Source organism: Streptomyces sp. SID12488, assembly GCF_010548275.1.
In the GTDB taxonomy this organism is placed as follows: Bacteria; Actinomycetota; Actinomycetes; order Streptomycetales; family Streptomycetaceae; genus Streptomyces.
In genome coordinates this window covers 106,362-132,669 of the sequence record NZ_JAAGLT010000017.1, presented here as the reverse complement: position 1 = coordinate 132,669, position 26,308 = coordinate 106,362, and the positions used below count along the sequence as shown (strand labels likewise).

The following is a 26,308-nucleotide window of genomic DNA, read 5'->3' as shown; positions in this document are numbered from 1 at the left end:
GGCGATCCACCCACTCGCTGAACTCCGCCCTCAACCAACCCTCTTGACACCTCATCAGCTCGCTCCTACGTTGCGAAAACCTTTCAGGTCAGTTTTCTGTGCTCTTCGGATCATGAACGTCGGCGCCATCGCGACCACACGTCTGTCAGGCAACGGGACAGGGAGCCTCCGATGAGAAGACCGCACTCCTTACTGGTACGACGTCGGCGCACGAGATACCTCCTCGTCGCCCTGCTGCTCACCCTCGCCTCTGTCCTCACCGCGCCCCCGGCCGCAGCCGCGCAGACCATCGGGTTCCCGACGTTCAGCGGCCCCGCGGTCCCGGCCCCGCCCGTCGCCCAGACCACCGGCGACATGATGAAGGCCATCTACGACTCGGAGAGTTCCGGCACCGACTTCTGGATGGACCGTCTGCTGGCCCGCTCCGGCGACGACCCGGCCGGCCCCTGGCTGATGAGCCGTGGCCGCGCGCTCTTCATGAAGACCCACGATCCGGCGATCCTCGGTTTCGGCGGCCATGTCGCCTACTGGGAGAGCGTCAACGACCAGAACGCCTACAGCGTCGCGATCAGTCCGGGCACCTTCACCGAGCAGGTCTCCCAGCGCCGGCAGATGCCCAGCCACTGGAACAGCGTGCACACCAGCGGCTCGGTCACGGTGAACCAGACCAAGTTCATCACCGAGAACAACGTGGCAGTGACCAACCTGTCGATCAAGAACAACGGCAGCGGATCGACGACCCTGCAACTGAGGGCGACTTCGCCGTACGCCACCACGGGCACCGGCAGCGAGCTGACCGGGCAGGCGAGCGCCTACAACAACCTGACCACCCTTCGCCCCCGCCTCACGGGCGACGGATTCGCGGTCACCAGCGGCGGTCTCAACCGCTCGGTGACGATCGCGGCCGGAGCCACAGTGACCGCCAAGGTGGTGATGGGCTTCGTCACCGACGAGATCCCCCAGTCGCTCACCGAGTACAACGCCTACGCGGGCTACTCGAACGCGACCGCCTTCGCAACACACGTCAGGGCCTACAACCTGTGGTGGGCGCAGAACGTGCCCTACATCGACGTACCCGAACCGGCGATCAAGAAGAGCGTCTACTACCGCTGGTGGCTGATGCGCTTCAACAACCTGGACGCCGACATCCCCGGGCAGACCTTCCAGTTCCCCACGTCGACCGAGGGCGTCCTCGGCTACAACAACGCCATCGCGCTGACCCAGCCGATGCACATCGACGACCTGAAGTATCTGCGCAACCCGGCCTACGCGTACGGGGACTGGCTGAGCGTCGGCCAGACCTCGAAGGGCGGACGGTTCCTCGACAACCCGGGTGACCCGGAGAACTGGTCCAACAGCTACACGCAGTACATCGCCGAGGCGGCGTGGAAGAGCTATCAGCTCCACGGCGGTCAGCCGGGCATCGCCGCCAACCTGGCGCGCTACGCGGAGGGCGACGTCAAGGGGCAGCTCGCCAACTACGACCACGACAACAACAAGCTCATCGAGTACGACTGGGGCGCGCTGACCGGCAACGACGCCGACGCGGTCTCCTTCCACTGGAAGCCCGGCAACATGGACCGCGCCGAGTCCGCCTACCAGTACAGCGGCGCGCTGGCCGCCGCGCAGGCCTACGACACGATCGGCAACACGGCCAAGGCGAACGAGATGCGGACGCTCGCGACGCAGATCAAGGACGCCATCGTCAACGTGCTGTGGAACCCCAACCGGCAGTTGTTCGAGCACCGGCTGAAGTCGACGAACGAGTGGGTGCCCTGGAAGGAGATCAACAACTACTACCCGTTCTCGGTCGGCGCCGTCCCCAACACGGCGACCTACAAGCAGGCCCTGCGGCTGTTCGACGACCCGGCCCAGTACCCGATCTTCCCCTTCTACACGGCGAACCAGGTCGACAAGAAGGCGGCGGCCGACGCCGGGGAGCCGGGTTCCAACAACTTCTCCACCATCAACTCCACCGTGCAGTTCAGGCTCTACTCCTCGGTGCTGCGCAACTACCCCAACTCCTGGATGAACGCCACCGACTACAAGAAGCTCCTGTACTGGAACACCTGGGCGCAGTACGTCGGCGGCAACACCCAGTGGCCGGACGCCAACGAGTTCTGGGCGGACTGGAACGGCAGCAGCATCAACTACCGTTCCTGGATCCACCACAACATCCTGGGCAGCAGCAACTGGACGGTGATCGAGGACGTCGCGGGGCTCCGGGCGCGGGGCGACGCGAAGGTGGAGCTCTCGCCGATCGACATCGGCTGGAGCCACTTCACTGTCAACAACCTCCGCTACCGCAACGCCGATCTGTCCATCGTCTGGGACGACCCGTCCGACGGCGTGGTGCGCTACCCGGGCATCCCGGAGGGCTACTCGATCTACGTCAACGGCAACCGGGCGGCCACCGTCAGCTCCCTGGTGCCGTTCACCTGGGACCCGGCCACCGGTGCCGTCACCACGAGCGGCACGGTCACCTACAACACGGCGGTCGCCGGACTCCAGGCACCGAACCAGGTCATCCAGAGCAGCCCGCGCATGATCGACATGCTCTCCAAGGCGGGCGTCGACCTCACCGCCGACCTGACCAACCTGGCCTCCGGGGCGACCGCCTCGGCCTCGTACACCGGGTCAGGCAGCGCGGTCTCGGGCGCTGTCGACGGCTATCCCACCAACGAGCCGTTCTGGGGCGCCGGCGGCTCCCCGAACAGCCAGGACTGGTACGAGCTGAACCTCGGCACCGCGCGCACGCTGAACGAGGTGCGCCTGCACTTCAAGGACAGCCGCCCGGCGAGTACGACCTACCGGGCACCGTCCGCCTACAACATCCAGTACTACAACGGCAGTTCGTGGGTGAACGCGCCGGGCCAGACCAAGACCCCGACCGCGCCGCGCGCCAACTACAACCTCGTGCAGTTCCCGGCGATCACCGCCCAGCGCATCCGCGTCCTGGCCACCAACGCCTCCGGCGCCAAGACGGGCCTGACCGAGGTCAAGGTGTTCAACCGGGGCGGCGTCCAGCCGCCGCAGCCACCGGCCAACCAGGCTTCTTCGGCGACGGCGTCCGCGTCGTACACCTCTGCCTGGGAGAGCGTCGCCGCGGTCAACGACGGCGTCGATCCGCCCTCGTCGGACGACACCGTGAACCCGCGCTGGGGTACCTGGCCGGAGACGGGCCAGCAGTGGGCCGAGCTGACCTGGCCGGCCGCGAAGACCCTCAACAAGGCCGACGTGTACTTCTTCGACGACGACCAGGGCATCGACATGCCCTCCGCGTGGAAGCTCCAGTACTGGAACGGCAGCGCCTACGTGGACGTGCCGGGCGCCGGCACCTACGCGCTGGCCAAGAACCAGTACAACACCGTCTCCTTCACCGCCACCAGCACCACCCGGCTACGGGTTCTGCTCACCGCCACCGGCAGCAGCTCCGTCGGACTCCTCGAAGTCAAGGCGTACGGCCCCTGAAGGGATGTGCCTCAAGTGACCCGATCCACCCGCTCCAGATGTACGGCCGTACTCGTCGCCGTGCTCGCCATGGTGGTCGCCCTCCTGGTGGCATCGCCGCCCGCGTCCGCCGCCGTCACGTTCAGTTCCACGGGGGTGAACCAGAACGGCGGCAACTGCCTTGATCTGCCCGGCAGTTCGACAACCAACGCGACTCAGCTGCGCGCCTTCACGTGCAGCTCGGGCACGAACCAGAACTTCGGCTGGACCTCGGTCGCCGGGACGTCCGACATGTACACGATCACCACTCAGTCCGGTCAGTGCGTCGACGTCTTCGGGGCGTCGACGGCGGACAACGCCGCGATCATCCAGTGGCCCTGCCACAGCGGAACGAACCAGCAGTGGCGGCTCGTTCCGGTGACGGTCTCCGGCACCGACAGGACGTTCAACGTGGTCTCCGTCAGTTCGGGCAAGTGCGTGACACCGAGCGGCGGTTCGTCGGCCTCGAACACCAACCTGGTGCAACTCCCGTGCGCCACCGCGAACGGCAGGGTGTGGCGGCTGCCGGGCTTCACCAGCGGGGGCGGGACAGGCACGCACACGTTCACCAACCCGCTGTCCCAGCACGGGCCCGACCCCTGGCTGACGTACTACGACGGCTACTACTACCTCGCCACGACCACCTGGAACTCGACGGTCACCATGCGCAGGGCGAGCACGCTCGCCGGGCTCGCCACGGCCACCGACCAGGTGATCTTCAACCTGACCCGGCCCAACGGGGCGGGCACGATGTGGGCCCCGGAGTTCCATCTGCTCGACGGCCCGAACGGGAAGCGGTGGTACTTCTACTACACGGCCGGGCGGGAGCCGTACGACCTGGGCACCCAGCGCATCCATGTGCTCGAGAGCGCGGGCCTGGACCCGATGGGCCCCTACAGCTTCAAGGCCGACCTGCTCGACCCGACCCAGGACAACACCTGGGAACTCGACCCGGGCATCCTCCAGTTGAACGGCCAGCTCTACCTCCTGGGCACCTTCTACAACGGCTCGCAGCCCATGTTCATCCGGCCGCTGTCCAACCCCTGGACGGCGAGCGGCACCCGCCGGGTGCTGTCCACCCCGACGCTCAGCTGGGAGACGGTCGGCGGTGCGGTCAACGAGGGCGCCGAGGTGCTCCAGCGGGGCGGCAGGACGTTCATCGTCTACTCGGCCAGCCACTGCTCCACTCCCGACTACAAGCTGGGGATGCTGACGTACAACGGCACCGGCGACCCGCTCAGCTCCGCCTCCTGGGTCAAGTCGCCCAACCCGGTGTTCCAGCGGTCCAACGCCAACGGCGTGTACGGCCCCGGCCACAACGGGTTCTTCAAGTCACCTGACGGGACCGAGGACTGGATCGTCTACCACGCCAACAACTCCACCTCCGGGGGCTGCGACATGAACCGCACCACCAGGGCACAGAAGTTCACCTGGAACGCGGACGGCACACCGAACTTCGGTACGCCGGTCGCGCTCGGGGTCACGCTGACCGCGCCTTCTGGCGAGTAACGGCGGCTTCGGAAGCCGCCGTCGCAGTGATTGTCGGTCCGCACACCGACGGTTCGGGAACCACCACTTCCCGGACCGTCGGTTTGCGGATGAGGAGCAGTGCCGCGTCGTCGTGGAGCCGGCCGCCCACATGGGCCAGCAATTCCTCGTGGAGCGCGTCCAGCGTGCGGGACGGCTCGTCGCAGGCGTGTCGGGCCAGTCCTTCGTGGAGCGGATAGAAGGCACGGCCCCGGTCGCGGGCCTCGGTGACCCCGTCCGTGTACAGCAGAAGCTGGTCGCCGTCGGTGAAGTGCAGTACCTGGAGGTCGGGAGTGTGGCCCGTGAGGGCGCGCAGCCCGAGGGGCGGGGCCGGGTGCGTGGGCTCCACGGTCACGAGGGCGCCCGAGGCGCGGACCAGCAGCGGGGGCGCGTGTCCGCAGTTCACCACCTCCAGGTGGCCTGGCCTCGGGTATCCGGCGACGACGGCGGTGACGAAGTCGTCCACGCCGAGGTTGCGGGCGAGACTCCGCTCGATCCGGTCGACGACGGCGAGGAGATCGGGCTCGTCGTAGGCGGCCTCCCGGAAGACGCCGAGCACCAGAGCGGCGGTCCCGACGGCCGGCAGCCCCTTGCCGCGCACATCGCCGACGATCAGTCTCACCCCGTACGGCGTGGGTATCAGCGCGTACAGATCACCGCCGATCCGGGCCTCGGCCGCCGCCGCGCTGTAGCGGACGGCCACCTGGAAGGGGCCGACCGTCGCCGGTACGGGGCTGAGCAGGGCGTGCTGGGCGGTCTCCGCGACCGAGCGGACGGCGTCGAGCACCCGTTCCCGGCGCCCGCGCAGCGCGCTGGCCAGCCCGCTGGCCAGGGTGACGGCGGCGAGGGCGGACAGTACGGCGGCCAGCTCGGGGCCCGGGACGCCGTTCTGGTCACCGAGCGTGGCGCCTAGCAGCCCGGCGAGGAGGCCGACGCAGAGGACACCGCGTGGTCCGTTGGTGGTGGCGGCCAGTGCAGGCCCGGCGGCGAGCAGCGGCAGCCAGCTCGTCCCGGCTCCGCCGACGAGGTCGCCGAGGGCGACGGCTGCGACGACCAGCACGGGCAGGGCGGGAAGCAAGGGCGGGCGGTTCTTGAAGGCTCGCATGGACCAGCGGTCTCCACCTCGGTGTCGGGCCTGACTCATGTTCCGTCCGCAGTCCTCACCTGTGTACGGGGCGAGCCCCCGAAATGCCTGTTTCATCCAGGTATCCAGGAAACGGGATCAGCCTGGGCGGCAACAAGGTGAGGGTTTTCAGATAGTGAGCGAGAGACGCCTGGTCACACGGTCGGCGACCGGGATCAGCCGCGCCCGGATCTCCGGCAGCCGGGAGAGCCGGTCCACCGGCATGGAGACGCCGAGCGAGCCGAGCGTGTCGCCCCGGTAGACGGGGACGGCGACACAGACCGTGCCGAGGGCGTACTCCTCCAGGTCGGTGACAGCCGGGGCCACGGGTGAGGAATCGATTCGCCTGAGCAGTTCCAGCCGGCTGGTGATCGTCCTCGGGGTGAGGTCGTTGAGGTGGTGACGGGAGAGGTAGTCCTTGCGGGCGTCCTCGTCCATCTCGCGCAGCACGGACTTGCCCAGCGCGGTGGCGTGTCCCGCGTCCTCGAACCCCACCCAGAGGTCGACACGGGGCGCCCGGGGGCCGTCGACGATCTCGGCGACCCGGATCTCGCCCTCCTCGTAGAAGGTGAGGTAGGCGGCGGTCGCCAGTTCGTCGCGCAGCGCGGCGAGCGTGGGACGGACGCGGCTGAGCAATTCCTGTCCGCCTCCCGTGACCTGCAACGACCGCACCTTGTCCCCCAAGATGAACCCGCCGTCGGCCAGTTTCCGCAGGTAGCCGTCGTGGACCAGCGTGCGCAGCAGGTGGTAGGCGGTGGCCAGGGGCAGCCCCGTCTCACGTGCCAGCTGTTTGGCCGGCGCCCCGTTCGCGTGCGCGCTCACCGCCTCCATGAGGCGGAAGGCCCGCTGGACGGAGGTGATGAGCGTGGGGCCGTCGTGCGCAGCCATACGACCAGCGTGCGCCCGGCGCCCAGCACGGGCAAGGCGTGCGGGGCGGGGGCGGGGCCTAGCGGGGGATCCGGCAGCCGCCGATCACCACCCCCTCGCGGACAAGGCCCCGCGCGAACCGGCTCGGCCGCTGGTCCGGCCGACGGGCCGCCTCCACTGCCCATCCCTCCGTCACGGGGTCGGCCCACCCCTGTCCTTGATCGTCGCCCGGCAGCGGGAGCGGTCAGGCTGCTCGGTAGGCGGCTCCCGCTGCTGCTGGTCACGCGCCACCCGGCACGCCCCCGCCCACTCCGCGAGCCGGATCAAAGATCAGGGCAGCCCGGTGATCCGGCCGGCCTGGCTGGTGGACACCCGCGCCGGAAGGTGCCCACCAGCCGGCACGAGTGCGCGGACCTGACTTCAGGACGCCGTGCAACCCCCCAACTTCGGCGCCGTGGTGTTCCCGTTCGTCATCACCGTGAACCCGAAACTCGTCGACCCGCCCGCCGCGAGGCTGCCGTTGCCGTTCGGCCTCATCGTCATGACGTTGCCACCGCTGTCCCAGGTGGGCGTGCCGTTCCAGGTCGTGGAGATCTTCTGCGGGGAGGTCACGGTGACGGTGGTCGTCCACGTACTGATCGCCGAGCTGCCCGCGGTCACGGTCACCTTGCCGTTGAAGCGGTCGCCCCACTCCTCCGCCTTGGTGTACGTCACCGTGCAGCCGACGCTGCCACCACCGCCCGAGCCGGTGCCGCCCAGTGCGGTGAGCACGGAGGTGTACGCGGCCTTCTTGCCGTAGTTCCCGTCGAACAGCAGCGGGGTGCCGCTCGCCCGCCACGAGTACTTGTCGGTGATGCCCCAGACCGTGATGCCCGTACAGCGGGAGACGGCGAGGCAGGCCTTCACCACGTTGCCGTAGCCGGTCGCCTGGGACGAGCCCGAGCCCTCGATGTCCAGCTCGGTGATCTGTACGTCGACGCCGAGGTCGGCGAAGCGCTGGAGGTTGGCCTGGTAGTCGCCGGGCACCGGGGAGGCGCTGTTGAAGTGGGACTGGAAGCCGACGCAGTCGATCGGTACGCCACGCGCCTTGAAGTCCTTGACCAGGTTGTATACGGCGGTGCTCTTCGCGTTGACGCCGTCGGTGTTGTAGTCGTTGTAACAGAGCTTGGCGGCCGGATCGACGGAACGGGCCGTACGGAACGCCTCCTCGATGAAGCCGTTGCCCAGCTTGTCCTGGAAGGGCGAGCTGCGCCGGGCACCGCTGTTGCCGTCCTGGTACGCCTCGTTGACGACGTCCCAGGAATGGATCTTGCCTTTGTAGTGCGTCATCACCTGCGTGATGTGGTTGTTCATCGCGGTTCTCAGGTCGGCGGCGGCGAGTCCCCCCACCCAGCCGGGCAGCTGGGAGTGCCAGACGAGGGTGTGTCCGCGGACCTTCATGCCCCGGCTCTGCGCGTGGCTGACGATCTGGTCGGCGGCGGTGAAGGTGAAAGAGCCCCGGGTGCTCTCGGTGGCGTCCCACTTCATCTCGTTCTCGGGGGTGACCGAGTTGAACTCGGTGTCGAATGTGGTCGCGTACGCGGATTCACCCAGGTGGTTCGCGGCGACGGCGGTCCCGAAGTAGCGGCCCTTCTCCGCCGCTGCAGCACCCAGCGTGCTCGCGGCCCGGGCGGTCCCCGAGAGGGCGGTGACGCCGGCGGTGGCGAGCAGGACCGCCAGACCCAGGGTGAGTGCCCCACGAGCGCGAGGGGCGATGGACATGCGGGTATCCATGGCATTCCCTTCTTCCGACAACCATTCCGGTCCCGAAAGTTTCGGAATGGTTTCCGAATGTCCCGCAGAACGTAAAGGCGAGGCATGGGGCCGTCAACAGCCCGCGCGTCAGGAAATCAGGGATGGCTCAAGAATGCCGAAACTTCGAAAAGCTCGAATGTTTCGAAGCGCGGGGAACAAGTCCCTCTCACCGCGAACGCGGCGGCGCCGTACTGTTCCGCACGACCAGCCGCGTCGGCACCAGTGTCGTGCCGTGCTCCGTGGCGTCCTGCCGCATCTGCCGCAGCACGCCCTCCACGCACAGCCGCCCCACCTCGGCGAAGTCCTGGTGGACGGTGGTCAGCGGCGGCAGGAACGAGCTCGCCTCCGGGATGTCGTCGAACCCGATCACGCTGACGTCCTCGGGCACCCTGCGCCCGCTCTCGTGCAGGGCCCGCAGCAGCCCCAGCGCCATCTGGTCGTTGGCCACGAACACCGCCGTGCAGTCCGGCAGCGCGGCGATCCGCAGACCGGCGTGGTAGCCGGACTCCGCCGACCAGTCGCCGCGCACCAGGGGCGGCGCGATCCGGTCGGCCGCGAGGAGTTCGGCGCGCCAGGCGTCGGTGCGGCGCTGCGCCGCGTACGAGCCCTCGGGGCCCGCCAGGTGCCAGACCGTGCGGTGCCCGAGGTCCAGGAGATGACGTACGGCGGTCCGGGTGCCGCCCGCCTGGTCGGTGTCGACCACGTTGTAGCGGTCGCCCGCGTCGGAGTCGGCCACGACCACCTGGACGTGCGGCGGCATAGAGAGGGTCGACGCGTCGAGGAGGTGCACTTCGAGGATGACAATGACCGCGTCGACGGCGAGCTCACCGAGCCGCGAGAAGGCTCCGCGCACCTCGTCCTGTGTCGGCACGGCGACCGGCAGCAGGGTGACCGAGTAGCCCTCGTGCGCCGCCGAGGTGGCGATCGCCTCGAGCGTGCGCACGTTACCGGTGGTGGACAGGCCGAAGGTGATGACGCCGATGGTGCGGAACTCGCCGCGCTTGAGGGCCCGGGCGGCGCTGTTGGGCCGGTAGCCCAGCTCCTTCATGGCCGCGAGGACCTGCCGCCGCGTCTCCTCGTTGACGCCGGGGAAACCGTTCGACACCCGGGAGACGGTCTGCGAGGACACTCCGGCGACCCTGGCGACGTCCGCCATGGAGGCGCTCTGGGTGCGGCGGGCCGTCCGCTTCCTGGTGCGTGCGCGCGCCCGCGCCGGCTCGGCCGAGGTGCCGTCAGCAGTGTCCACCTGTCAATCCTCGCTCCTCGGTCCACAGTTGCGCCCGACGACCCTTGACCAGCATCGGGGGAGCGGTGTAGACATGCCGCCATCAGATGTTTACGTAAACATAACAGCCGGTGGACCTCTCGTGGGGGTCTCGCGGACAGAGATGTTTACGTAAACATCGGGGCGGCGGCGGACCAGCGTCGGTTCCGAGACGGACGAGCGAGGCAAGACAATGACGACCCTAGAACCGCCGGTGGCCGCGAAGCGCGCCCCGGCCCGGTCCGCGGCGAAGAAGGACCGCCGCTCCTGGACGGGATGGGGGTTCATAGGCCCGTTCGTGGCGGTGTTCGCCCTCGTCTTCCTGGCACCCATCGGGTACTCGATCTATCTGAGCCTCTTCAGGGACCAGCTGATCGGCGGCACCAGTTTCGTCGGCCTGGACAACTACAAGCAGGCTCTGGAGGACGACCACTTCTGGGACTCCCTGATACGGGTGTCGCTGTTCCTGGTCGTCCAGGTGCCGATCATGCTGGGCATCGCCCTGCTGATCGCCCTCGCCCTGGACAGCGGCCGTCTGTTCGGCAAGGACTTCTTCCGCATCGCGATCTTCCTGCCGTACGCGGTGCCCTCCGTGGTCGCCACCCTGATGTGGGGCTTCATGTACGGCACCAAGTACGGGCTGGTGGGTGACATCAACAGCGCGTTCGACGTGACACTGCCGGACCCGCTCTCCAGCGACCTGGTCCTGGCGTCGATCGGCAACATCGTCACCTGGGAGTTCATCGGCTACAACATGCTGATCTTCTACTCCGCGCTACGCGTCATCCCACTCTCGCTCTACGAGGCCGCGGAGATCGACGGCGCCGGGCAGTTCCGCGTCATCACCGCCATCAAGCTCCCCGCGATCCGCGGCGCTCTCGTCATCGCGACGATCTTCTCGATCATCGGCAGCTTCCAGCTCTTCAACGAGCCGGCCGTCCTGCGGCTGATCGCGCGCAACGCCATCACGACCGACTTCACCCCGAACTTCTACACGTACTCGCTGTCCTTCAACGGCCAGCAGCACAACTACTCCGCGGCGGTCGCCATCATCATGGGGCTGATCACCATGGTCATCGCCTATGTCGTGCAGCTCCGCGGCATGCGCAAGGGAGCGTGAACCATGAGCAGCTCCGTCACCACCACCTCCCCGGAAGCATCCGCACAGGCCACCGGCGGCTCGAAGAGCGCGCCCCGACTGCGTACCCGCCGTCAGCACTCCCCCAGCCGTCCCAAGCGCAGCATCCTGCTGACCGTGCTCACCGGGCTGATCCTGGTCTACACGGTCGTGCCCCTGATCTGGCTGGTCATCAGCGCCACCAAGACCCAGACCGGGCTGGCCAATTCGTCCGGACTGTGGTTCAGCAGCGACTTCGCCCTGTGGCAGAACATCCACGACACGTTCACGTACCACGACGGCATCTTCGTCCGCTGGCTGCTGAACACCCTGCTGTACGTCGTGCTCGGCGCCGGCGGCGCCACCCTGCTGGCGATCCTCGGCGGCTACGCGCTGGCGAAGTTCACCTTCCCGGGGAAGCGCGCCGTGTTCGCCGTGGTCATCGGTGCCGTCGCGGTCCCGGGCACGGCCCTGGCGGTGCCCACCTTCCTGATGTTCAGCAAGATGGGTCTGACCGACACCCCGTGGGCGGTGATCATCCCCTCGCTCGTGTCGCCCTTCGGTCTGTATCTGATGTGGGTCTTCGCGACCGAGGCCATCCCCACCGAGCTGATGGAGGCGGCCCGCATCGACGGAGCGGGCGAGATACGCACCTTCTTCCAGGTCGCCATGCCTCTGCTCGCCCCGGGCACCGTGACCGTCCTGCTGTTCACCACGGTCGCGACCTGGAACAACTACTTCCTGCCGCTGATCATGCTCAAGGACTCGAACTGGTACCCACTGACCCTGGGGCTGGACGCCTGGAACAACCAGGCCCAGACGATCGGCGGCGACGTCGTCACCAACCTGGTGATCACCGGTTCGCTGCTCACCATCATCCCGCTGATCGCCGCGTTCCTGCTGCTCCAGAAGTACTGGCAGTCCGGCCTCTCCGCCGGAAGTGTCAAGGAGTGATCCACCCTCAGGCCCCACACCCCCCTCGGCTCCACCGCTTTTAACCCTCACACAGCATTCACCCTCACCCCGTCCCACCCACGAAGAAGTGGAAGCACCTCGATGCGTAGAACCACCGGCCGCCTGATGCGCGGCATAACCCTGCTCTCCGTCCTCACCCTCGGCGCGACCGCCTGTGGCGGCTCCGACGACGACAGCTCGGACCAGAAGGCCGTCTCCGCCGCGGACATCCAGGCGGCCCTCAAGAAGGGCGGCACGGTCAATGTCTGGGCCTGGGAGCCCACGCTGAAGTCGGTCGCCGCCAACTTCCAGAAGAAGTACCCCAAGGTCAAGATCAACCTGTTGGCCGAACGGTCCGGCGACAAGCACTACACCGCGCTGTCGAACGCCATCTCGGCCAAGAAGGGCGTCCCGGACGTCGCGCAGGTCGAGTACTTCGCGCTGAGCCAGTACTCCCTCACCAAGGGCCTGACCGACCTGGCCCCCTACGGCGCCGACAAGCTCAAGGCCAAGTACACGCCCGGCCCGTGGAACGCCGTGAGCGACGGCGACAAGGTCTACGGCCTGCCGATGGACTCGGGCCCGATGGCGATGTTCTACAACAAGAAGGTCTTCGACAAGTACAAGATCGCGGTCCCGACCACCTGGGACGAGTACGTCGACGCCGCCGCCAAGCTGCACAAGGCCGACCCCAAGGTCTACATCGCCAACGACGCCGGTGACGCGGGCTTCACCACCAGCATGCTGTGGCAGGCCGGTTCGCGCCCCTACAAGGTCGACGGCACCAAGGTGTCGGTCAACTTCGACGACGCGGGCGCCAAGAAGTACACGGACACCTGGCAGAAGCTCCTCGACCAGAAGCTGGTCTCGCCCATCAACGGCTGGACCGACGACTGGTACAAGGGTCTGGGCGACGGCACCATCGCCACCCTGACCACCGGTGCCTGGATGCCCGCCAACTTCGTCACCGGTGTCCCGCAGGCCGCCGGTGACTGGCGCGCGGCCCCGATGCCGGCCTGGGCCAAGGGCGACAAGGCGAGCGCGGAGAACGGCGGCAGCTCGCTGGCCCTGCCCGAGCTCGGCAAGAACAAGGAGCTCGCCTACGCGTTCGTCGAGTACGCCAACGCCGGTGACGGTGTGCAGACCCGTGTCGACGAGGGCGCCTTCCCGGCGACCACCGCTCAGCTCCAGGACCCCGCGTTCCTGAGCAAGAAGTTCGAGTACTTCGACGGCCAGGAGGCGAACAAGATCTTCGCCGACTCCGCCGCCAACGTCGCCAGCGACTGGTCGTACCTGCCCTTCCAGCAGTACGCCAACTCGATCTTCAACGACACCGTCGGCAAGGCCTACATCTCCAGCGAGAAGCTGGCCGCGGGCCTGAAGACCTGGCAGGACGCCTCCATCAAGTACGGCACGGAGCAGGGCTTCACCGTCGAGAAGTAGCAGCTGGGCAGTAGCAGCCGAGGAGCGGCCGGAAAGCGTCAACGCCGGCCGCTCCTCGTACCCCCCGTACCTGGAAGGACCACCATGACCTCCGCCTCCCCGTCCCGTCTGCCGTACGGGCCGGACGGTGACTCCGTGCCCCGTCTCGCGTACGGCGCCGACTACAACCCCGAGCAGTGGCCTCGGGAGGTGTGGGAGGAGGACGTACGGCTGATGCAGGAGGCCGGGGTCAACATCGTCTCGGTGGGGATCTTCTCCTGGGCCCGTATCCAGCCGGACGCGGACACCTGGGACTTCGGGTGGCTCGACGAGATCATGGACCTGCTGCACGAGGGCGGGATCGGCGTCGATCTGGCCACCGCGACCGCGTCCCCGCCGCCCTGGCTCACCACCGCGCACCCCGAGATCCTCCCGGTGACGGCCACCGGCGAAACGGTCTGGCCGGGCGCGCGCCAGCACTGGCGCCCCACCTCCCCGGTCTTCCGCAGCCATGCGCTCGGTCTGGTCCGGAAGATGGCGGAACGATACGCCAACCACCCGGCCCTGGTGGCCTGGCACATCTCGAACGAGCTGGGCTGCCACAACATCTACGACTTCTCGGACGACGCGGCCCACGCCTTCCGCGACTGGCTGCGCGCCCGCTACACCACCCTCGACGCCCTCAACCACGCCTGGGGCACGGCCTTCTGGTCGCAGCGCTACAGCGACTGGGCGCAGATCCTGCCGCCCCGGCTGGCCGGCTCGCACCCGAACCCGACCCAGCAGCTGGACTTCAAGCGGTTCTCCTCGGACGCGCTGAAGGACTATCTGGTCGCGGAGCGGGACATCCTGCGCGAGTACACGCCCGAGGTCCCGATCACCACCAACTTCATGGTGATGGGCGGCACGAAGGGCATGAACTACCCGGACTGGGCGGGCGAGATCGACTTCGTCTCCAACGACCACTACGTCCACCCCGGCCCGCAGGACCGCGACGAGCTGTCCTTCTCCGCCAACCTGACCAGCGGTATCGCGGGCGGCCGTCCGTGGTTCCTGATGGAGCACTCCACCAGCGCGGTCAACTGGCAGCACGTCAACGTGGCCAAGCGCCCCGGTGAGCTGGCCCGCGACTCGCTGCTGCACGTCGCGCACGGCGCCGACGCCGTGTGCTTCTTCCAGTGGCGTCAGTCGGCGGCCGGCGCCGAGAAGTACCACTCCGCGATGGTGCCGCACGCCGGCGCCGACAGCGAGGTCTTCCGTGCGGTGGCCGCCCTCGGCCAGACCCTGAAGGACCTGGCACCGATCGCGGGCTCCGAGCGCGAACCGGCCCGCGTCGGAATCGTGTTCGACTGGGACTCCTGGTGGGCGAGCGAGCAGGACTCGCACCCCACCACCCTCCTCGACTACCGCCAGGAGGGCCTGAACTGGTACTCGGCGCTCCTCTCCCTCGGCATCCGCGCCGACATCGTCACCACGCGCACCGAGTTCAGCCGCTACGACGTGCTGATCACCCCGGTCCTGCACATGGTCCCGGCGACGCTCGCCAAGGAGCTGACGCGGTACGCGGAGACGGGCGGCCACCTGGTCACCACCTACTTCTCCGGTGTCGTCGACGAGAACGACCACATCTGGCTCGGCGGCTACCCGGGCGCCCTGCGCGACGTACTCGGCATCCGCGTCGAGGAGTTCGGCCCGCTGCTCGACGGCGAGTCGGTCGAGGTGGACGGCGGCGGTACGGGCACGGTGTGGACCGACCGGATCGAGGTGACCGACCCCGAAGTCGAGGTCCTCGCCCACTACCGCACGGGTGCCTACGCGGGACGCCCGGCCGTCACCCGCCGTACGACAGGCGCGGGTTCGGCGTCGTACGTCTCCACGCGCCTCGGCGCCGACGGCCTCGCGGCGCTGCTGCCGGGGCTGCTCGCGCCGGCCGGTGTCGACAGCGAGCTGCCCGAAGGGGCCCGTGGGCGCGTCGAGTTGACCGTACGGCAGGGCGGCGGAAGCCGTTTCCTGTTCCTGGTGAACCGGAGCGAGGAGGAGGTGCCGCTGCCGGGCCTCGACGGAGAGCGGCTGTCCGGCGGCACGGATGCCGACGGTGTCCTCGTCCTCGCGCCGAGGGAAGTCGCCGTACTGCGGCGGCCCGCCCACTGAGCGACACCCCGCACCACACCCGCACCACCCCTGAACTCCCTTGATCCAAGGGGCACACCGTCGTGCCCCGTGTCCGTGCGCACCCGCGTACGGTGCGGGCACGGCGGTCCACCGCAGCGACCACATCTGAGTTGGGAGCACACGTTGGCACGCCGTACCCGCACACGACACCTGCTGGGAGTCGTCGGCATCACCGCTCTGGCCACTTCGGCCGCCCTCGTCAGCGCGCCTTCACCGAACGCGCAGGCGGCCGTCGAGGCAGCGGCCTCGTCCGTCACGGTCACCCCCGATCCCTCGTACAAGCAGGAGAAGTTCGAGGGCTGGGGCACCAGTCTGGTCTGGTTCGCCAACGCGACCGGCGACTATCCCCCGGCGGTCCGCGAGAAGCTCGCGAAGCTGCTGTTCGGTGACGACGGGCTGGCGCTGAACATCGCCAGGTACAACATCGGCGGCGGCAACGCCCCCGACGTGAAGGACTACCTGCGGGCCGGCGGGGCCGTCGAGGGCTGGTGGAAGGCGCCCAAGGGCACCACCCGCACGGACACCGACTGGTGGAGCGCCGACGACGCGGCCGACTGGAACCCGAAGGCGGACAAGACCCAGCGCTGGTGGGTGGACCGCATCAAGAAGGACATCACCCACTGGGAGACGTTCAGCAACTCGCCGCCCTGGTTCATGACGGAGAGCGGCTATGTCTCCGGCGGCTTCAACGCCAACACCGACCAGCTGAAGGCCGATTCGGTCGACGACTTCGCCGCCTACATGGCGGGGGCGACGAAGCGGCTGGAGAAGGCCGAGGGCATCAAGGTCGACACCGTCGACCCGTTCAACGAGCCCAACACCGGCTACTGGAGCACCCGTCTGGGCGCGGACGGCCAGCCCGTCGGCGGCCGTCAGGAGGGCGCCCACATCGGCCCCGCGCTCCAGGAGAAGGTTCTCGCCGCGCTGGCCCCCGCCCTGAAGAAGGCCAAGGTCAAGTCCGAGATCTCGGCGATGGACGAGACCAACCCGTCCATCTTCGCGAACAACTGGAACTCCTACTCGCAGGCCTCCAAGGACCTCGTGGACCAGATGAACGTCCACACCTACGGCACCGGGCAGCGCACCACCGTGCGCGACCTCGCCAAGGCGGCCGACAAGCCGCTGTGGATGAGCGAGGTCGAGGGCGACTGGGGCGACGGCCAGAGCTTCACCGACATGCGTCCGGGTCTCGGCCTCGCCCAGCAGATCGTCAACGACCTGCGCGAACTGGAGCCCCAGGCCTGGGTGTTCTGGCAGCCGGTCGAGGACTACGACAACATGAAGCCCGGCGGCGAGTCCGCCAAGGGCGGCAACTGGGGCAGCATCCAGCTGTCGTTCAGCTGCAAGTCCACGGACACGCTGGCATCCTGCCCGATCTACACGAACACCAAGTTCGACACCGCCCGCAACTTCACGCACTTCATCAAGCCGGGCGACAAGCTGATCAAGGTGGACGACACCTCCAGCGCGGCGGCCGTCACCAAGGACGGCAAGGGCGCCTCGCTCGTCCATGTCAACAGCACCACCGCGGCCCGTGACGTCACCATCGACCTGTCCAAGTTCCGCACCATCAAGAAGAACGCGACCGTCACGCCGACCGTGACCAGCTCCGACGGCAAGCTCAAGCAGCAGGCCCCGGTCAAGGTCGTCGACGGCAAGGCGACGTACACCGTCCCGGCCCAGTCCGTGACCTCCTTCGCCGTCAAGGGCGTCTCGGGTGTCGCGAAGAACGCCGGCCTGTTCAGCAAGGGCCACTCCTACACGCTGACCGGCGTGCAGAGCGGCAAGGCCGTGACCGTCTCCGCGGGCGGCAAGAGCCTGGTCATCGGCTCGGCGAACGGCACCGTCGCGCAGCAGTGGCAGCTCGACGCCCGGCACGGCGACAAGGGCGCCCGCCAGCGGTACGTGTTCGCCAACCCGGCCGAGGGCAAGCGCCTGGCCGTCCGCGACAACGTCCCCGTGGTGGAGCCCGACACGGGCAAGCGGGATCCGGCCACCGAGTGGATCATGTCGACCACCGGTGACGGGACATGGACGCTGATCAACGTGGCCACCGGCCGCCTCCTGGAGGTCGGCGGCCAGGCGACCAACGAGGGTGCCGCCGTCACCACGTGGATCGCCAACTCCGGCTCCAACCAGCGCTGGAGGGTCACGGACGTGACCGACCGGAGCTGACCCGGTAGTTCGTCCACGAAGGCCGCCTCCCCGTGAGGCGGCCTTCCGCGTGTCCGGGCACCCGGGACTGGCCCGCAACCCACTCGCAACGTCCCGCGCGGTCCACTGGGGCGGTGGAGATGCCCGAGAAGGACCCGCGCGTAGAACTGACCCCGGCCGCGGCCGGACTGCTGCGGCGGCTGCACGCGACGCACGGCCCGCTGATGTTCCACCAGTCCGGCGGGTGCTGCGACGGCAGCGCGCCCATGTGCTTCCCGGCGGGCGAGTTCCGGACCGGCGGCTCGGACATACTGCTCGCCGAACTGGTGGTCGAGGGTGTCCCCGAACCGGTGACGTTCTGGATGTCCCGCAGCCAGTACGAGGTGTGGGCCCACACCCGGCTGATCGTGGACGTCGTACCGGGTCGGGGCAGCGGTTTCTCGCTGGAGGCGCCCGAAGGAGTGCGCTTCCTGATCCGCTCCCGGGTCGTCAACACCTAGCCTCCCGCGCGCCCCCGCACGGCTCATCGTCACCTGGTGCGCTCCCCTTGCGCCCTGCCACAGTTGACGGGACTTCAGGGGGTCCGGATGCGTGGAAGCGCACGGTTCAGAACGGGCAGAGCGGCAGTCTCGTCAGTCGCGGTACTCGGAACACTGGCCGGCGCGGCCCTGACAGGGGCGGCACCGGCCAGCGGCGCGCCGAGAGCCACCCAGATCTCGCCGGGCGTGCGCTATGCGCAGTTCGACATCGTGGCGGCCAAGGGGGTGACCCACGCCCATCTGCTCAGCGTCGACCTCGGCAACGCGCGGGTACGGGTCAACCTGCTCTACGCGGGGGCGGTGGCGGCGCGGTCCGCCGTCTCCAGGCTGGCAGACGCCAAGGGCGCCGTCGCCGGCGTCAACGGTGACTTCTTCAACATCAGCGAGGTCCAGCATCCCGGGGTCGCGGCCACGGGCGCGTCCGTTGGGCCGGCGATCGCGAGCGGCGTGGTGCTCAAGTCGGCGGTGCCGAACGGCCAGCGCTTCGGCCCCTCGATGCCGCCCGGCGTCACCACCAGGGCCGTCCTCGGCGTGGGCACCGACAGAAGGGCCCGGCTGGACAACCTCGCACTGTCGGGGACCATCGGCACACCCGCGGGACGGTTCACGCTCGGCGGGCTCAACCAGTACGCGCTGCCGGTGGGTTCCATCGGCGCGTTCACCCCGGCCTGGGGCAGCGTCTCCCGGGCGCGGTCGGTGTGCGGCACGGACACCGACCGCGCAGCGCCGTGCGGTACGGACACGTACGAGGTGACGGTGCGGCGTGGCAAGGTCGTCCGGACGGCGAACTCCCCCGGCGGCGGCGCCATCGCCGCCAACACCACGGTCCTGGTGGGCCGGGAGGCCGGTGCGCGGCAACTGCGGAAACTGTCCGTCGGCGCGTCGGTGACGGTCAAGAGCCGTCTCGTGGCGGCCACGAGCCGTATCCCGTACCGCTTCGCCCTCGGCGGCTACCCGGTACTGAAGGGCGGCCGGCCGCTGATGGGCCTCGACAACAACACCGCCGCCGTCCGCACCGCCGCGGGCATCGCGAACGGCGGGCGCAAACTGCTGCTGCTCGCGGTGGACGGTGATCCGAAGTACCGCAGCGGACTTACGGTCGCCGAAGTCGCTGCCACCATGCGGAAGTTGGGCTCGGTCGACGCCTTCAACCTGGACGGCGGCGGCTCCACGACCTTCGTCGCCAGAGCACCGGGAGCGAGTAGGGTCACTGTCCGTAACCATCCGACCGGCGGCGCCGAACGGCCCGTCCCGAACGCCATCGGAGTCTTCCTGACGTCCTGACAGCCTGCCGCCCCGACATCAGGGCTTGAGGCTGCTCACGATGTCCGCCGTCGCCGTGATCCCGCTGTGGATCGTCGGCGCCACGTTCGTACTGGCCAGATAGAACCCGAGCAGTACACAGACCACGGCATGGCTGGGCTTCAGCGCGCCGTTGCGCAGGAAGGCCACCGCCAGGATCAGGAGCAGCACCACCACCGAGATGGAAATAGCCATCGTCAACCTCCTCCACCACGTCCACTTCACGGCTTTCGGCCGCAAGTGTGACGTAACGCAGGGTTCGTCCGTGCGGCTGACGTGTCCGCCGAACGTGTGGTCTCTCGTGACGTCTACGCGGCGCTCCGGGCGTCGAGGAACGCTTCGAGCCCGGCCAGGTCGTCCGTGTTGAGGTAGTCGACGCCGGCGGCGAGGAGCTCACCCCACAGCGCGTCCCGGGCGGGGCCGGCCACATCGGGCGTGGCCCAGAATCGCACCTGCTGCCCGCGGGTGTGGGCCGCCGACACGATGCCGTTCAGCCGGGCGCGCTCGGCGTCCGGGAACGGACCGAGACCCGGCCAGGTGAAGTTGAGTGTCCAGTTGTCGGAGATCAGCGGCACGAAGGAGGCCGGCGCCGCGGTGCCGAGGTCGGCGAGGCGCCCGTCATAGAAGGCCCGCCGTACGCTCTGCGCCTCCATGGGCACCCGCGCGGCCCGGTCGCCGGAGATCACGGCGGTGACCGGCCCGGGATGGACACGGCCGTGGGCGTACGTGGTGAACAGGCCCCGGTAGCGGCGGAGATGGCGGTCGAGTTCGAGATACGTAGACGAGCCCTCGGTCTTGATGTCGATCAGGAGCTGGAGCGGCCGGCGGTAACCCCGGTACACGGAGCCGTGGTTGGCCTTCACACGTGCGGCGAGGGTGTCGAGGTAGAGCGATTCGAGGGTACGGGCCGGGTCGAGGTCCCCGGGGTCGTGAGCGACGAGGAGCTGGTCGCCCACGAGGTAGATGTCGGCCTCGACGCTGCCGAAGCGGTGGTCGAGGGCGTCGAGGAGAGGGCGGGGGTGCTCGTAGTCGTTGTGGGCGTGGGCGCGCCACAACGGGCGTGGACCGTACGTCGGTTCGCCCGCGAGGGCGCGCGCGGCGGGCAGGACGACGGTGCCCGCGAGGGCCGCGCCGAAGGCGGTGAGAGCTCTGCGACGGGTGGTGAGGGCCATGCGCTGCCTCCCTGGCTGGAGTTCATGTGGGGTTGACTCTGAAGCTGACCGAGGAACGACGCTCCCGCGAGTATGCGGGCCGGGCGGGGCCCAGCAGCAGGCCTCGGCAGGGGAGTTGGCCGACTTGCCGCTGTGCGTTCACTGGTGCCGCTGCGTGTTCATGTCGTCCGCGCCGCGCGCGCACGAAGAAGCCCGCTCCTCGGTGGGGCAGAGGGGCGGGCTTTCGCCGTACGGGAGAGGTCCGTCAGGGGGTACGCAGGTCGACCAGTTCGGCGAGGGCGGTCCGGTGGACGCCGGACGTGCCGTACGCGATCGAGTCGGCCTTGGCACGCTTGAGGCACAGGTGGGTCGGGTGCTCCCAGGTCATACCGAGGCCGCCGTGCAGCTGGAGTGCCTCCTCGGCGGCCCGGACAGCCACGGGAGCCGCGTAGGACTGGGCGACGGCGACCGCGACGTCGGAGTCCGCGCTGCCCGTGGCGAGGGCGTCCGCCGCGCTCCGGGCAGCCGCGCGCAGGCCGACGACCTCCAGCCAGAGCTGGGCCAGCCGGTGCTTGACGGCCTGGAAGCCGCCGACGGGCCGGTTGAACTGCTTGCGGTCCTTCAGATAGCGCACGGTCTCGGTCAACGCCCATTCGGCGAGCCCGAGTTGCTCGGAGGCGAGCAGTCCGGCCCCGGTCCGCAGCGCACGCCGTACGGCGGGTTCGGCGTCGCCCAGCAGCCGGGCCGACGCTCCGTCGAAGGTGACCGTGGCGACCGGCCGGGTGAGGTCCAGGGAGACCTGCGGGGTGACGGTGACGGCGTCCGCGTCGGTGGACACCGCGTACAGCCCGCCGTCGTCGGCCGGAACCAGCAGGACGTCGGCGGCCGTCGCGTCCGCGATGCCGGTCAACTCACCGTGCAGCAGGCCCCCTTCGTGCGAGACGACCTTATAGGCGCCCCCGGGAGCCACGTTCAGCGCGACGGCGAGGGCGCCGACAGTCCGGCCGGAGGCAAGAGCGGTGAGCAGCTCGCCCGCCGCGTCGCCCGTACCGGCCAGCAGCGCCTCGGTGGCGACGACGGCACTCGTGAGGTAGGGGACGGGGGCGACGGCGCGCCCCAACTCCTCCAGCACGACGGCGACTTCACGGTGCGAGGCGCCCTGGCCACCCTGCTCCTCCGGCACCAGGAGACCGGCAAGGCCCATGCCTTCGGCGAGGGACTTCCACAGGGAGAGGTCGTGCGGGGCGTCCGTCTCCATGCGGGTGATCACGCCGGCCGGATCGCAGTGGTCGGTGAGCAGGTCCCGGACGGCGGCGCGCAGTGCCTCTTCGTCCTCCGAGTACAGCAGGTCGGGCTCGGTGCTCGCGGTGCTCGGCGTACTCATCGGGCGAGGTCCTTCCAGGCGACGTCCTTGTCGGTGCGCGGTTCGCTGGGCAGGCCCAGGACGCGTTCGGCGACGATGTTCAGCAGTACCTCGCTGGTCCCGCCCTCGATGCTGTTGCCCTTGGACCGGAGGTAGCGGTAGCCGGCGTCACGACCGACGAAGTCCACCAGTTCGGGCCGGCGCATGGTCCAGTCCTCGTACAACAGGCCCTCCTCACCGAGGAGTTCGACCTCCAGGCCGCTGATCTCCTGGTTGAGGCGGGCGAAGGAGAGCTTCAGACCGGCGCCCTCCGGGCCGGGCTGGCCGGCGACGAGTTGCTGGCGTGTCCGCTCCCCGGTCAGCCGGGCGACCTCGGCCTCCACCCACAGCTTCAGCAGCCGCTGGTGCAGATCGTGGGTGCGCAGTTCGGGGCGTTCGCGCCATGCCGTGGCGACGGGCCCGATCATGCCGCCCTCACGCGGGATGCGCATACCGCCGATGGCCACGCGCTCGTTGTTCAGCGTGGTCTGTGCGACCCGCCAGCCGTCGCCGACCTCGCCGAGCCGATGGGCGTCCGGGATGCGGACGTCGGTCAGGAACACCTCGTTGAACTCGGCCTCGCCGGTGATCTGGCGCAGCGGCCGGACCTCGACACCGGGGTCGGTCATGTCGCAGAGGAAGTACGTGATGCCCTTGTGCTTGGGCACGTCCGGATCGGTGCGTGCGATGAGGATGGCCCAGCGGGCGAGATGGGCACTGGACGTCCACACCTTCTGCCCGTTGACGATCCAGTTGTCCCCGGAACGGACGGCCCTCGTCCCCAGCGCGGCCAGGTCGGATCCAGCTCCCGGCTCGGAGAACAGCTGGCACCAGACCTCCTCCCCCACCCACAGCGGCCGGAGGAACTTCCGCTTCTGCTCCTCCGTGCCGAAGCCGAGGATGGTCGGCGCGGCCATTCCCAGACCGATGCCGATGCGCCGGGGGTCGTTGTCGGGAGCCCCGGCAGCCGCCAACTCGGCGTCCACGACGGCCTGGAGGGTGCGCGGCGCACCGAGCCCGCCCAGCCCTTCCGGGTAGTGCACCCAGGCGAGCCCGGCGTCGAAGCGGGCCTTGAGGAAGTCGAGCCGGTCGGTACTGGCAGGCGGATGCGCGGCCAGCAACTCCCGGGTCAGTCGGGTGAGTTCAGCTGCGTCGGTCATGCGGCGGCTCCGTTCTCCAGCGAGGGCAGCACCGCGACCCGGCCGGTGGTGACCCCGTCGGCGACGCGCTGCACGGCGGCCGAGGCCCCGCCCAGCGGCACGCGCTCGCTCACCAGCGGCTTGATCGCGCCCCGGGCGGCCAGCTCGGTGAGCTGTTCGTGGCAGTGCTGGACGAGCTTGGGGTTCTTGGTGTTGTACAGGCCCCAGTGCAGGCCCAGGATCGAGTAATTCTTCACCAGGGCGTGGTTGAGCCCGGGACTGGGAATGGCCCCACTGGCGAACCCGACAACGACGATCCGCCCCTCGAAGGCGACGACCTTGGTGGACTGGGTGTAGGCCTCCCCGCCGACCGGGTCGTAGACCACGTCGACACCACGCCCACCGGTGGCTTCCTTCACCGCCCCGACGACGTTCTCCGTACGCCGGTCGATGACGACGTCGCAGCCCAGCTCCCGCGCCACGGACACCTTCTCGGCCCCGCCCACGACACCGATGACGGTGGCTCCGGCGGCCTTCCCGAGCTGTACGGCGGCGCTGCCGACCCCGCCCGCGGCGGCATGCACGAGCAGCGTCTCGCCGGCCTCAAGGGCGGCCCGGCGGTGCAGGCCGAACCAGCCCGTCTGATAGCCGATGAGGAGGGAGGCGGCCTCGGCGTCGTCCAGCGACTCGGGGGCCGTGAACAGCCCACGGGGGTCCGCCACCACGTACTCGGCGAAACCGCCGTGCGGGAGCACGGGGTTGCCGATCACCCGGCGGCCGTCCTCGGTCTCGCCGCAGATCTCCACCCCTGGAGTGAACGGCAGCGGCGGCCTGACCTGGTACTCCCCACGGCACATCAGGACGTCCGGGAAGTTGATCGTCGCGGCACGCACCTTCAGCAGGACCTGGCCCTCGGCGGGCACCGGCCGCTCCACCTCACCGAGGACCATCACCTCGCCCGGCTCACCGTTCTGGTGCACTTGCCATGCCTGCATGGGGGGCCTCCACGGGACTGCGTTCGTCTTGTTCGGCTGACCGGGCTCGACCGCATACTAAGCGGTCGCTTGCAGATCAGGGAACCGTCGAGAACCGGTCCGCGACAGTCGCGTACGTCACGGTCCACGTCACGCTCTAAGTCACGATCGCGACCCTTTCGTACGGGTGGGCCGCGCCCGTACGTGCATCCGCTCCCCCTGCGGCCCGAACAGGCTGAGGAACTCCGCGGGCCCCTCCCCCACCGCCCCAAACCAGTGCGGCACCCGGGTGTCGAACTCGGCGGCCTCCCCCGGCTCGAGCACCACGTCGTGCTCCCCGAGCACCACCCGGAGCCGCCCCGACAGCACGTACAGCCACTCGTACCCCTCGTGCGTCCGCGCCTCGGGTTCCTCGTTGATCACGGGCAGGATCACCTTGAACGCCTGGAGTCCGCCCGGCTGCCGGGTGAGCGGGAGATACGTCCGCCCGTGCCGCACGATCGGCTTGGCCCGCACCCGGGGATCACCGACGGGCGGGGCGCCGACCAGCTCGTCGAGCGGCACCTGATGTGCACGTGCGATGGGCAGCAGCAGTTCCAGGCTCGGGCGCCGCAGCCCTGCCTCGAGCCGGGACAACGTACTGACGGAGATACCGGTCGTGGCCGACAGCCCCGCGAGGGTCGCGCCGCGCTCCTTGCGGATGCGTCGCAGCCGGGGTCCCACCTCCGCGAGGACGTGGTCGGTGTCGTCGTCAGCCGTGACATCGGTCCTGACATCGGTTGTGGCATCGGTTGTGGCATCCATACGGCTATTGCAGTTTCGGCAAACAGGTTTGTCAATACGGCAGCGCACGAGCGACGGTCGGGGTGGAGGTGGTCACCATGACCGCAGAGCACAGGACCGACATGTACGAGGTTGTCGTCATCGGAGGCGGCGCGGCCGGACTGTCCGCCGCGCTGGTCCTCGGCCGGGCCCGCTGCCGCACGCTGGTCGTCGACGCGGGCGAGCCGCGCAACGCACCGGCGGCGCACATGCAGGGCTATCTGTCCCGCGACGGCATGCCGCCGGCCGAGTTCCTGGCGCTGGGCCGCGAGGAGATCGCGCGGTACGGGGTGGAGCTGGTCCGGGACAGGGCGGTGGCCGTCACGAAGGGCGGGGACTTCACGGTGACGCTGGCGAACGGTGGCAGGACGGTGCGCGCCGGACGGCTTGTCATCGCCACGGGGCTGCGGGACGAGCTCCCCGCCGTCCCGGGCGTCGCCGAGCACTTCGGCCGGGACGTGATCCACTGCCCGTTCTGCCACGGCTGGGAGGTACGGGACCGGGCGTTCGGCGTGCTGGCCTCGACGCCCGCGAGCGTGCACCAGGCGCTGCTGGTCACCCGGTGGTCGAAGGACGTGACGCTGTTCCTGCACACCGTCGCGGAGTCGGAACTCACCGACGAGGACCTGCGCAGGCTGGCCGCGGCGGGCGTCGCGGTGGTCCCCGGTGAGGTCGCGTCCCTGACGACCGACGACGACCGCCTCACCGGTGTACGCCTCACGGACGGCACCGCTCATGCCCGCGAGATCCTGTTCGTCGCCCCGCGCGCCGTTCCGCGCAACGCCCTCTTCGAGAACCTGGGCGCCGAACTGGCGGAAACCCCGTTCGGGACGTACCCGAAGGTCGACGTGACGGGCCTGACGACCGTGCCCGGCGTCTGGGCGGCGGGCAACGCGATCGGCTTCGCGGAACAGGTCGTCCACGCGGCGAGCGGCGGATATCGCGCGGCCACCGCAATCGTGGCGGACCTGGTGCATTTCAGCCCGTCCGGCGTTTGAGGACGAGCGCTTTCGGCGCGAAGGGGGGGCTGGGGGCGCAGCCCCCGGGAACGGGATGGGACGGGTAGGGGCGGCGGGGGCGAGAAAGCCAGGCCCCC

The 26,308-nt window shown here is 69.2% G+C and carries 20 protein-coding genes; 10 read left to right on the top strand and 10 right to left on the bottom strand.

Annotation, left to right across the window (positions count from 1 at the left end):
* Positions 1–171: 171 nt before the first annotated feature.
* Together G3I56_RS24925 and G3I56_RS24920 are read left to right on the top strand one after the other, a co-directional pair.
* Positions 172–3,471 carry a discoidin domain-containing protein gene (locus G3I56_RS24925; RefSeq protein ID WP_164412564.1) on the top strand — a complete coding sequence of 1,100 codons (3,300 nt, stop codon included), beginning with the start codon at positions 172–174 and terminating at the stop codon, positions 3,469–3,471.
* Between the two features lie 69 nt (positions 3,472–3,540).
* A complete protein-coding gene (locus tag G3I56_RS24920) occupies positions 3,541–4,998 on the top strand; it encodes a family 43 glycosylhydrolase (RefSeq protein WP_164412659.1) in 1,458 nt (485 codons plus the stop codon).
* Here G3I56_RS24920 and G3I56_RS24915 read toward each other — a convergent pair.
* The 4 genes from G3I56_RS24915 to G3I56_RS24900 all read right to left on the bottom strand — a co-directional run bounded on the left by G3I56_RS24915 (position 4,970) and on the right by G3I56_RS24900 (position 9,956).
* Positions 4,970–6,121, bottom strand: coding sequence for a PP2C family protein-serine/threonine phosphatase (locus G3I56_RS24915; RefSeq protein ID WP_164412563.1), 1,152 nt, complete (start codon positions 6,119–6,121; stop codon positions 4,970–4,972). The genes G3I56_RS24920 and G3I56_RS24915 overlap by 29 nt on opposite strands.
* 147 nt (positions 6,122–6,268) lie before the next feature.
* Entirely contained in the window at positions 6,269–7,027 is a 759-nt protein-coding gene (locus G3I56_RS24910) for an IclR family transcriptional regulator (RefSeq protein ID WP_164412562.1), read from the bottom strand.
* Positions 7,028–7,426: 399 nt separating this feature from the next.
* Positions 7,427–8,767, bottom strand: a complete 1,341-nt coding sequence (locus G3I56_RS24905; RefSeq protein ID WP_239135081.1) for an endo-1,4-beta-xylanase — start codon at positions 8,765–8,767, stop codon at positions 7,427–7,429.
* Positions 8,768–8,966: 199 nt separating this feature from the next.
* Positions 8,967–9,956, bottom strand: a complete 990-nt coding sequence (locus tag G3I56_RS24900) for a LacI family DNA-binding transcriptional regulator (protein ID WP_164412657.1) — start codon at positions 9,954–9,956, stop codon at positions 8,967–8,969.
* A 301-nt stretch (positions 9,957–10,257) separates the two neighbouring features.
* Here G3I56_RS24900 and G3I56_RS24895 point away from each other — a divergent pair, with 301 nt between their 5' ends.
* From G3I56_RS24895 to G3I56_RS24865, 7 genes are all read left to right on the top strand, one after another.
* Positions 10,258–11,184, top strand: coding sequence for a sugar ABC transporter permease (locus G3I56_RS24895; RefSeq protein WP_164412560.1), 927 nt, complete (start codon positions 10,258–10,260; stop codon positions 11,182–11,184).
* Positions 11,185–11,187: 3 nt separating this feature from the next.
* Positions 11,188–12,135: a carbohydrate ABC transporter permease gene (locus G3I56_RS24890; protein WP_164412559.1), complete on the top strand. Its 948-nt coding sequence runs from the start codon at positions 11,188–11,190 to the stop codon at positions 12,133–12,135.
* 102 nt (positions 12,136–12,237) lie between these two features.
* A complete protein-coding gene (locus G3I56_RS24885) occupies positions 12,238–13,578 on the top strand; it encodes a sugar ABC transporter substrate-binding protein (protein ID WP_164412558.1) in 1,341 nt (446 codons plus the stop codon).
* Between the two features lie 84 nt (positions 13,579–13,662).
* Positions 13,663–15,708 carry a beta-galactosidase gene (locus tag G3I56_RS24880; RefSeq protein WP_164412557.1) on the top strand — a complete coding sequence of 682 codons (2,046 nt, stop codon included), beginning with the start codon at positions 13,663–13,665 and terminating at the stop codon, positions 15,706–15,708.
* A 144-nt stretch (positions 15,709–15,852) separates the two neighbouring features.
* Positions 15,853–17,904 (top strand): glycoside hydrolase, encoded by a 2,052-nt coding sequence (locus tag G3I56_RS24875; protein ID WP_164412556.1) that lies wholly within the window; start codon positions 15,853–15,855, stop codon positions 17,902–17,904.
* Positions 17,905–18,023: 119 nt separating this feature from the next.
* A complete protein-coding gene (locus G3I56_RS24870; RefSeq protein ID WP_164412655.1) occupies positions 18,024–18,383 on the top strand; it encodes a DUF779 domain-containing protein in 360 nt (119 codons plus the stop codon).
* Positions 18,384–18,470: 87 nt separating this feature from the next.
* Positions 18,471–19,706, top strand: a complete 1,236-nt coding sequence (locus G3I56_RS24865; RefSeq protein WP_203690580.1) for a phosphodiester glycosidase family protein — start codon at positions 18,471–18,473, stop codon at positions 19,704–19,706.
* 18 nt (positions 19,707–19,724) lie between these two features.
* Here the strand turns inward: G3I56_RS24865 and G3I56_RS24860 are convergent, their stop codons facing one another.
* The 6 genes from G3I56_RS24860 to G3I56_RS24835 form a co-directional block, all read right to left on the bottom strand.
* The gene (locus tag G3I56_RS24860; RefSeq protein ID WP_164412554.1) at positions 19,725–19,919 is read right to left on the bottom strand and encodes a hypothetical protein; all 195 of its coding nucleotides are present in this window, start codon (positions 19,917–19,919) and stop codon (positions 19,725–19,727) included.
* A 113-nt stretch (positions 19,920–20,032) separates the two neighbouring features.
* Positions 20,033–20,896, bottom strand: a complete 864-nt coding sequence (locus G3I56_RS24855) for a phosphatidylinositol-specific phospholipase C/glycerophosphodiester phosphodiesterase family protein (RefSeq protein WP_164412553.1) — start codon at positions 20,894–20,896, stop codon at positions 20,033–20,035.
* Between the two features lie 244 nt (positions 20,897–21,140).
* Entirely contained in the window at positions 21,141–22,259 is a 1,119-nt protein-coding gene (locus G3I56_RS24850; protein ID WP_164412551.1) for an acyl-CoA dehydrogenase family protein, read from the bottom strand.
* Complete coding sequence (locus G3I56_RS24845; RefSeq protein ID WP_164412549.1) at positions 22,256–23,437, bottom strand: acyl-CoA dehydrogenase family protein; 1,182 nt, start codon at positions 23,435–23,437, stop codon at positions 22,256–22,258. Before G3I56_RS24845 ends, G3I56_RS24850 begins: the two co-directional genes overlap by 4 nt.
* On the bottom strand, positions 23,434–24,411 hold the full coding sequence (locus G3I56_RS24840; RefSeq protein ID WP_164412547.1) for an NADPH:quinone oxidoreductase family protein: 978 nt from the start codon (positions 24,409–24,411) through the stop codon (positions 23,434–23,436). Before G3I56_RS24840 ends, G3I56_RS24845 begins: the two co-directional genes overlap by 4 nt.
* A 141-nt stretch (positions 24,412–24,552) precedes the next feature.
* Positions 24,553–25,194 (bottom strand): XRE family transcriptional regulator, encoded by a 642-nt coding sequence (locus G3I56_RS24835; RefSeq protein ID WP_164412545.1) that lies wholly within the window; start codon positions 25,192–25,194, stop codon positions 24,553–24,555.
* 77 nt (positions 25,195–25,271) lie between these two features.
* On the opposite strand from G3I56_RS24835, the gene G3I56_RS24830 reads away from it, so the two are divergent.
* Entirely contained in the window at positions 25,272–26,210 is a 939-nt protein-coding gene (locus tag G3I56_RS24830; RefSeq protein ID WP_164412543.1) for an NAD(P)/FAD-dependent oxidoreductase, read from the top strand.
* Positions 26,211–26,308: the final 98 nt, after the last annotated feature.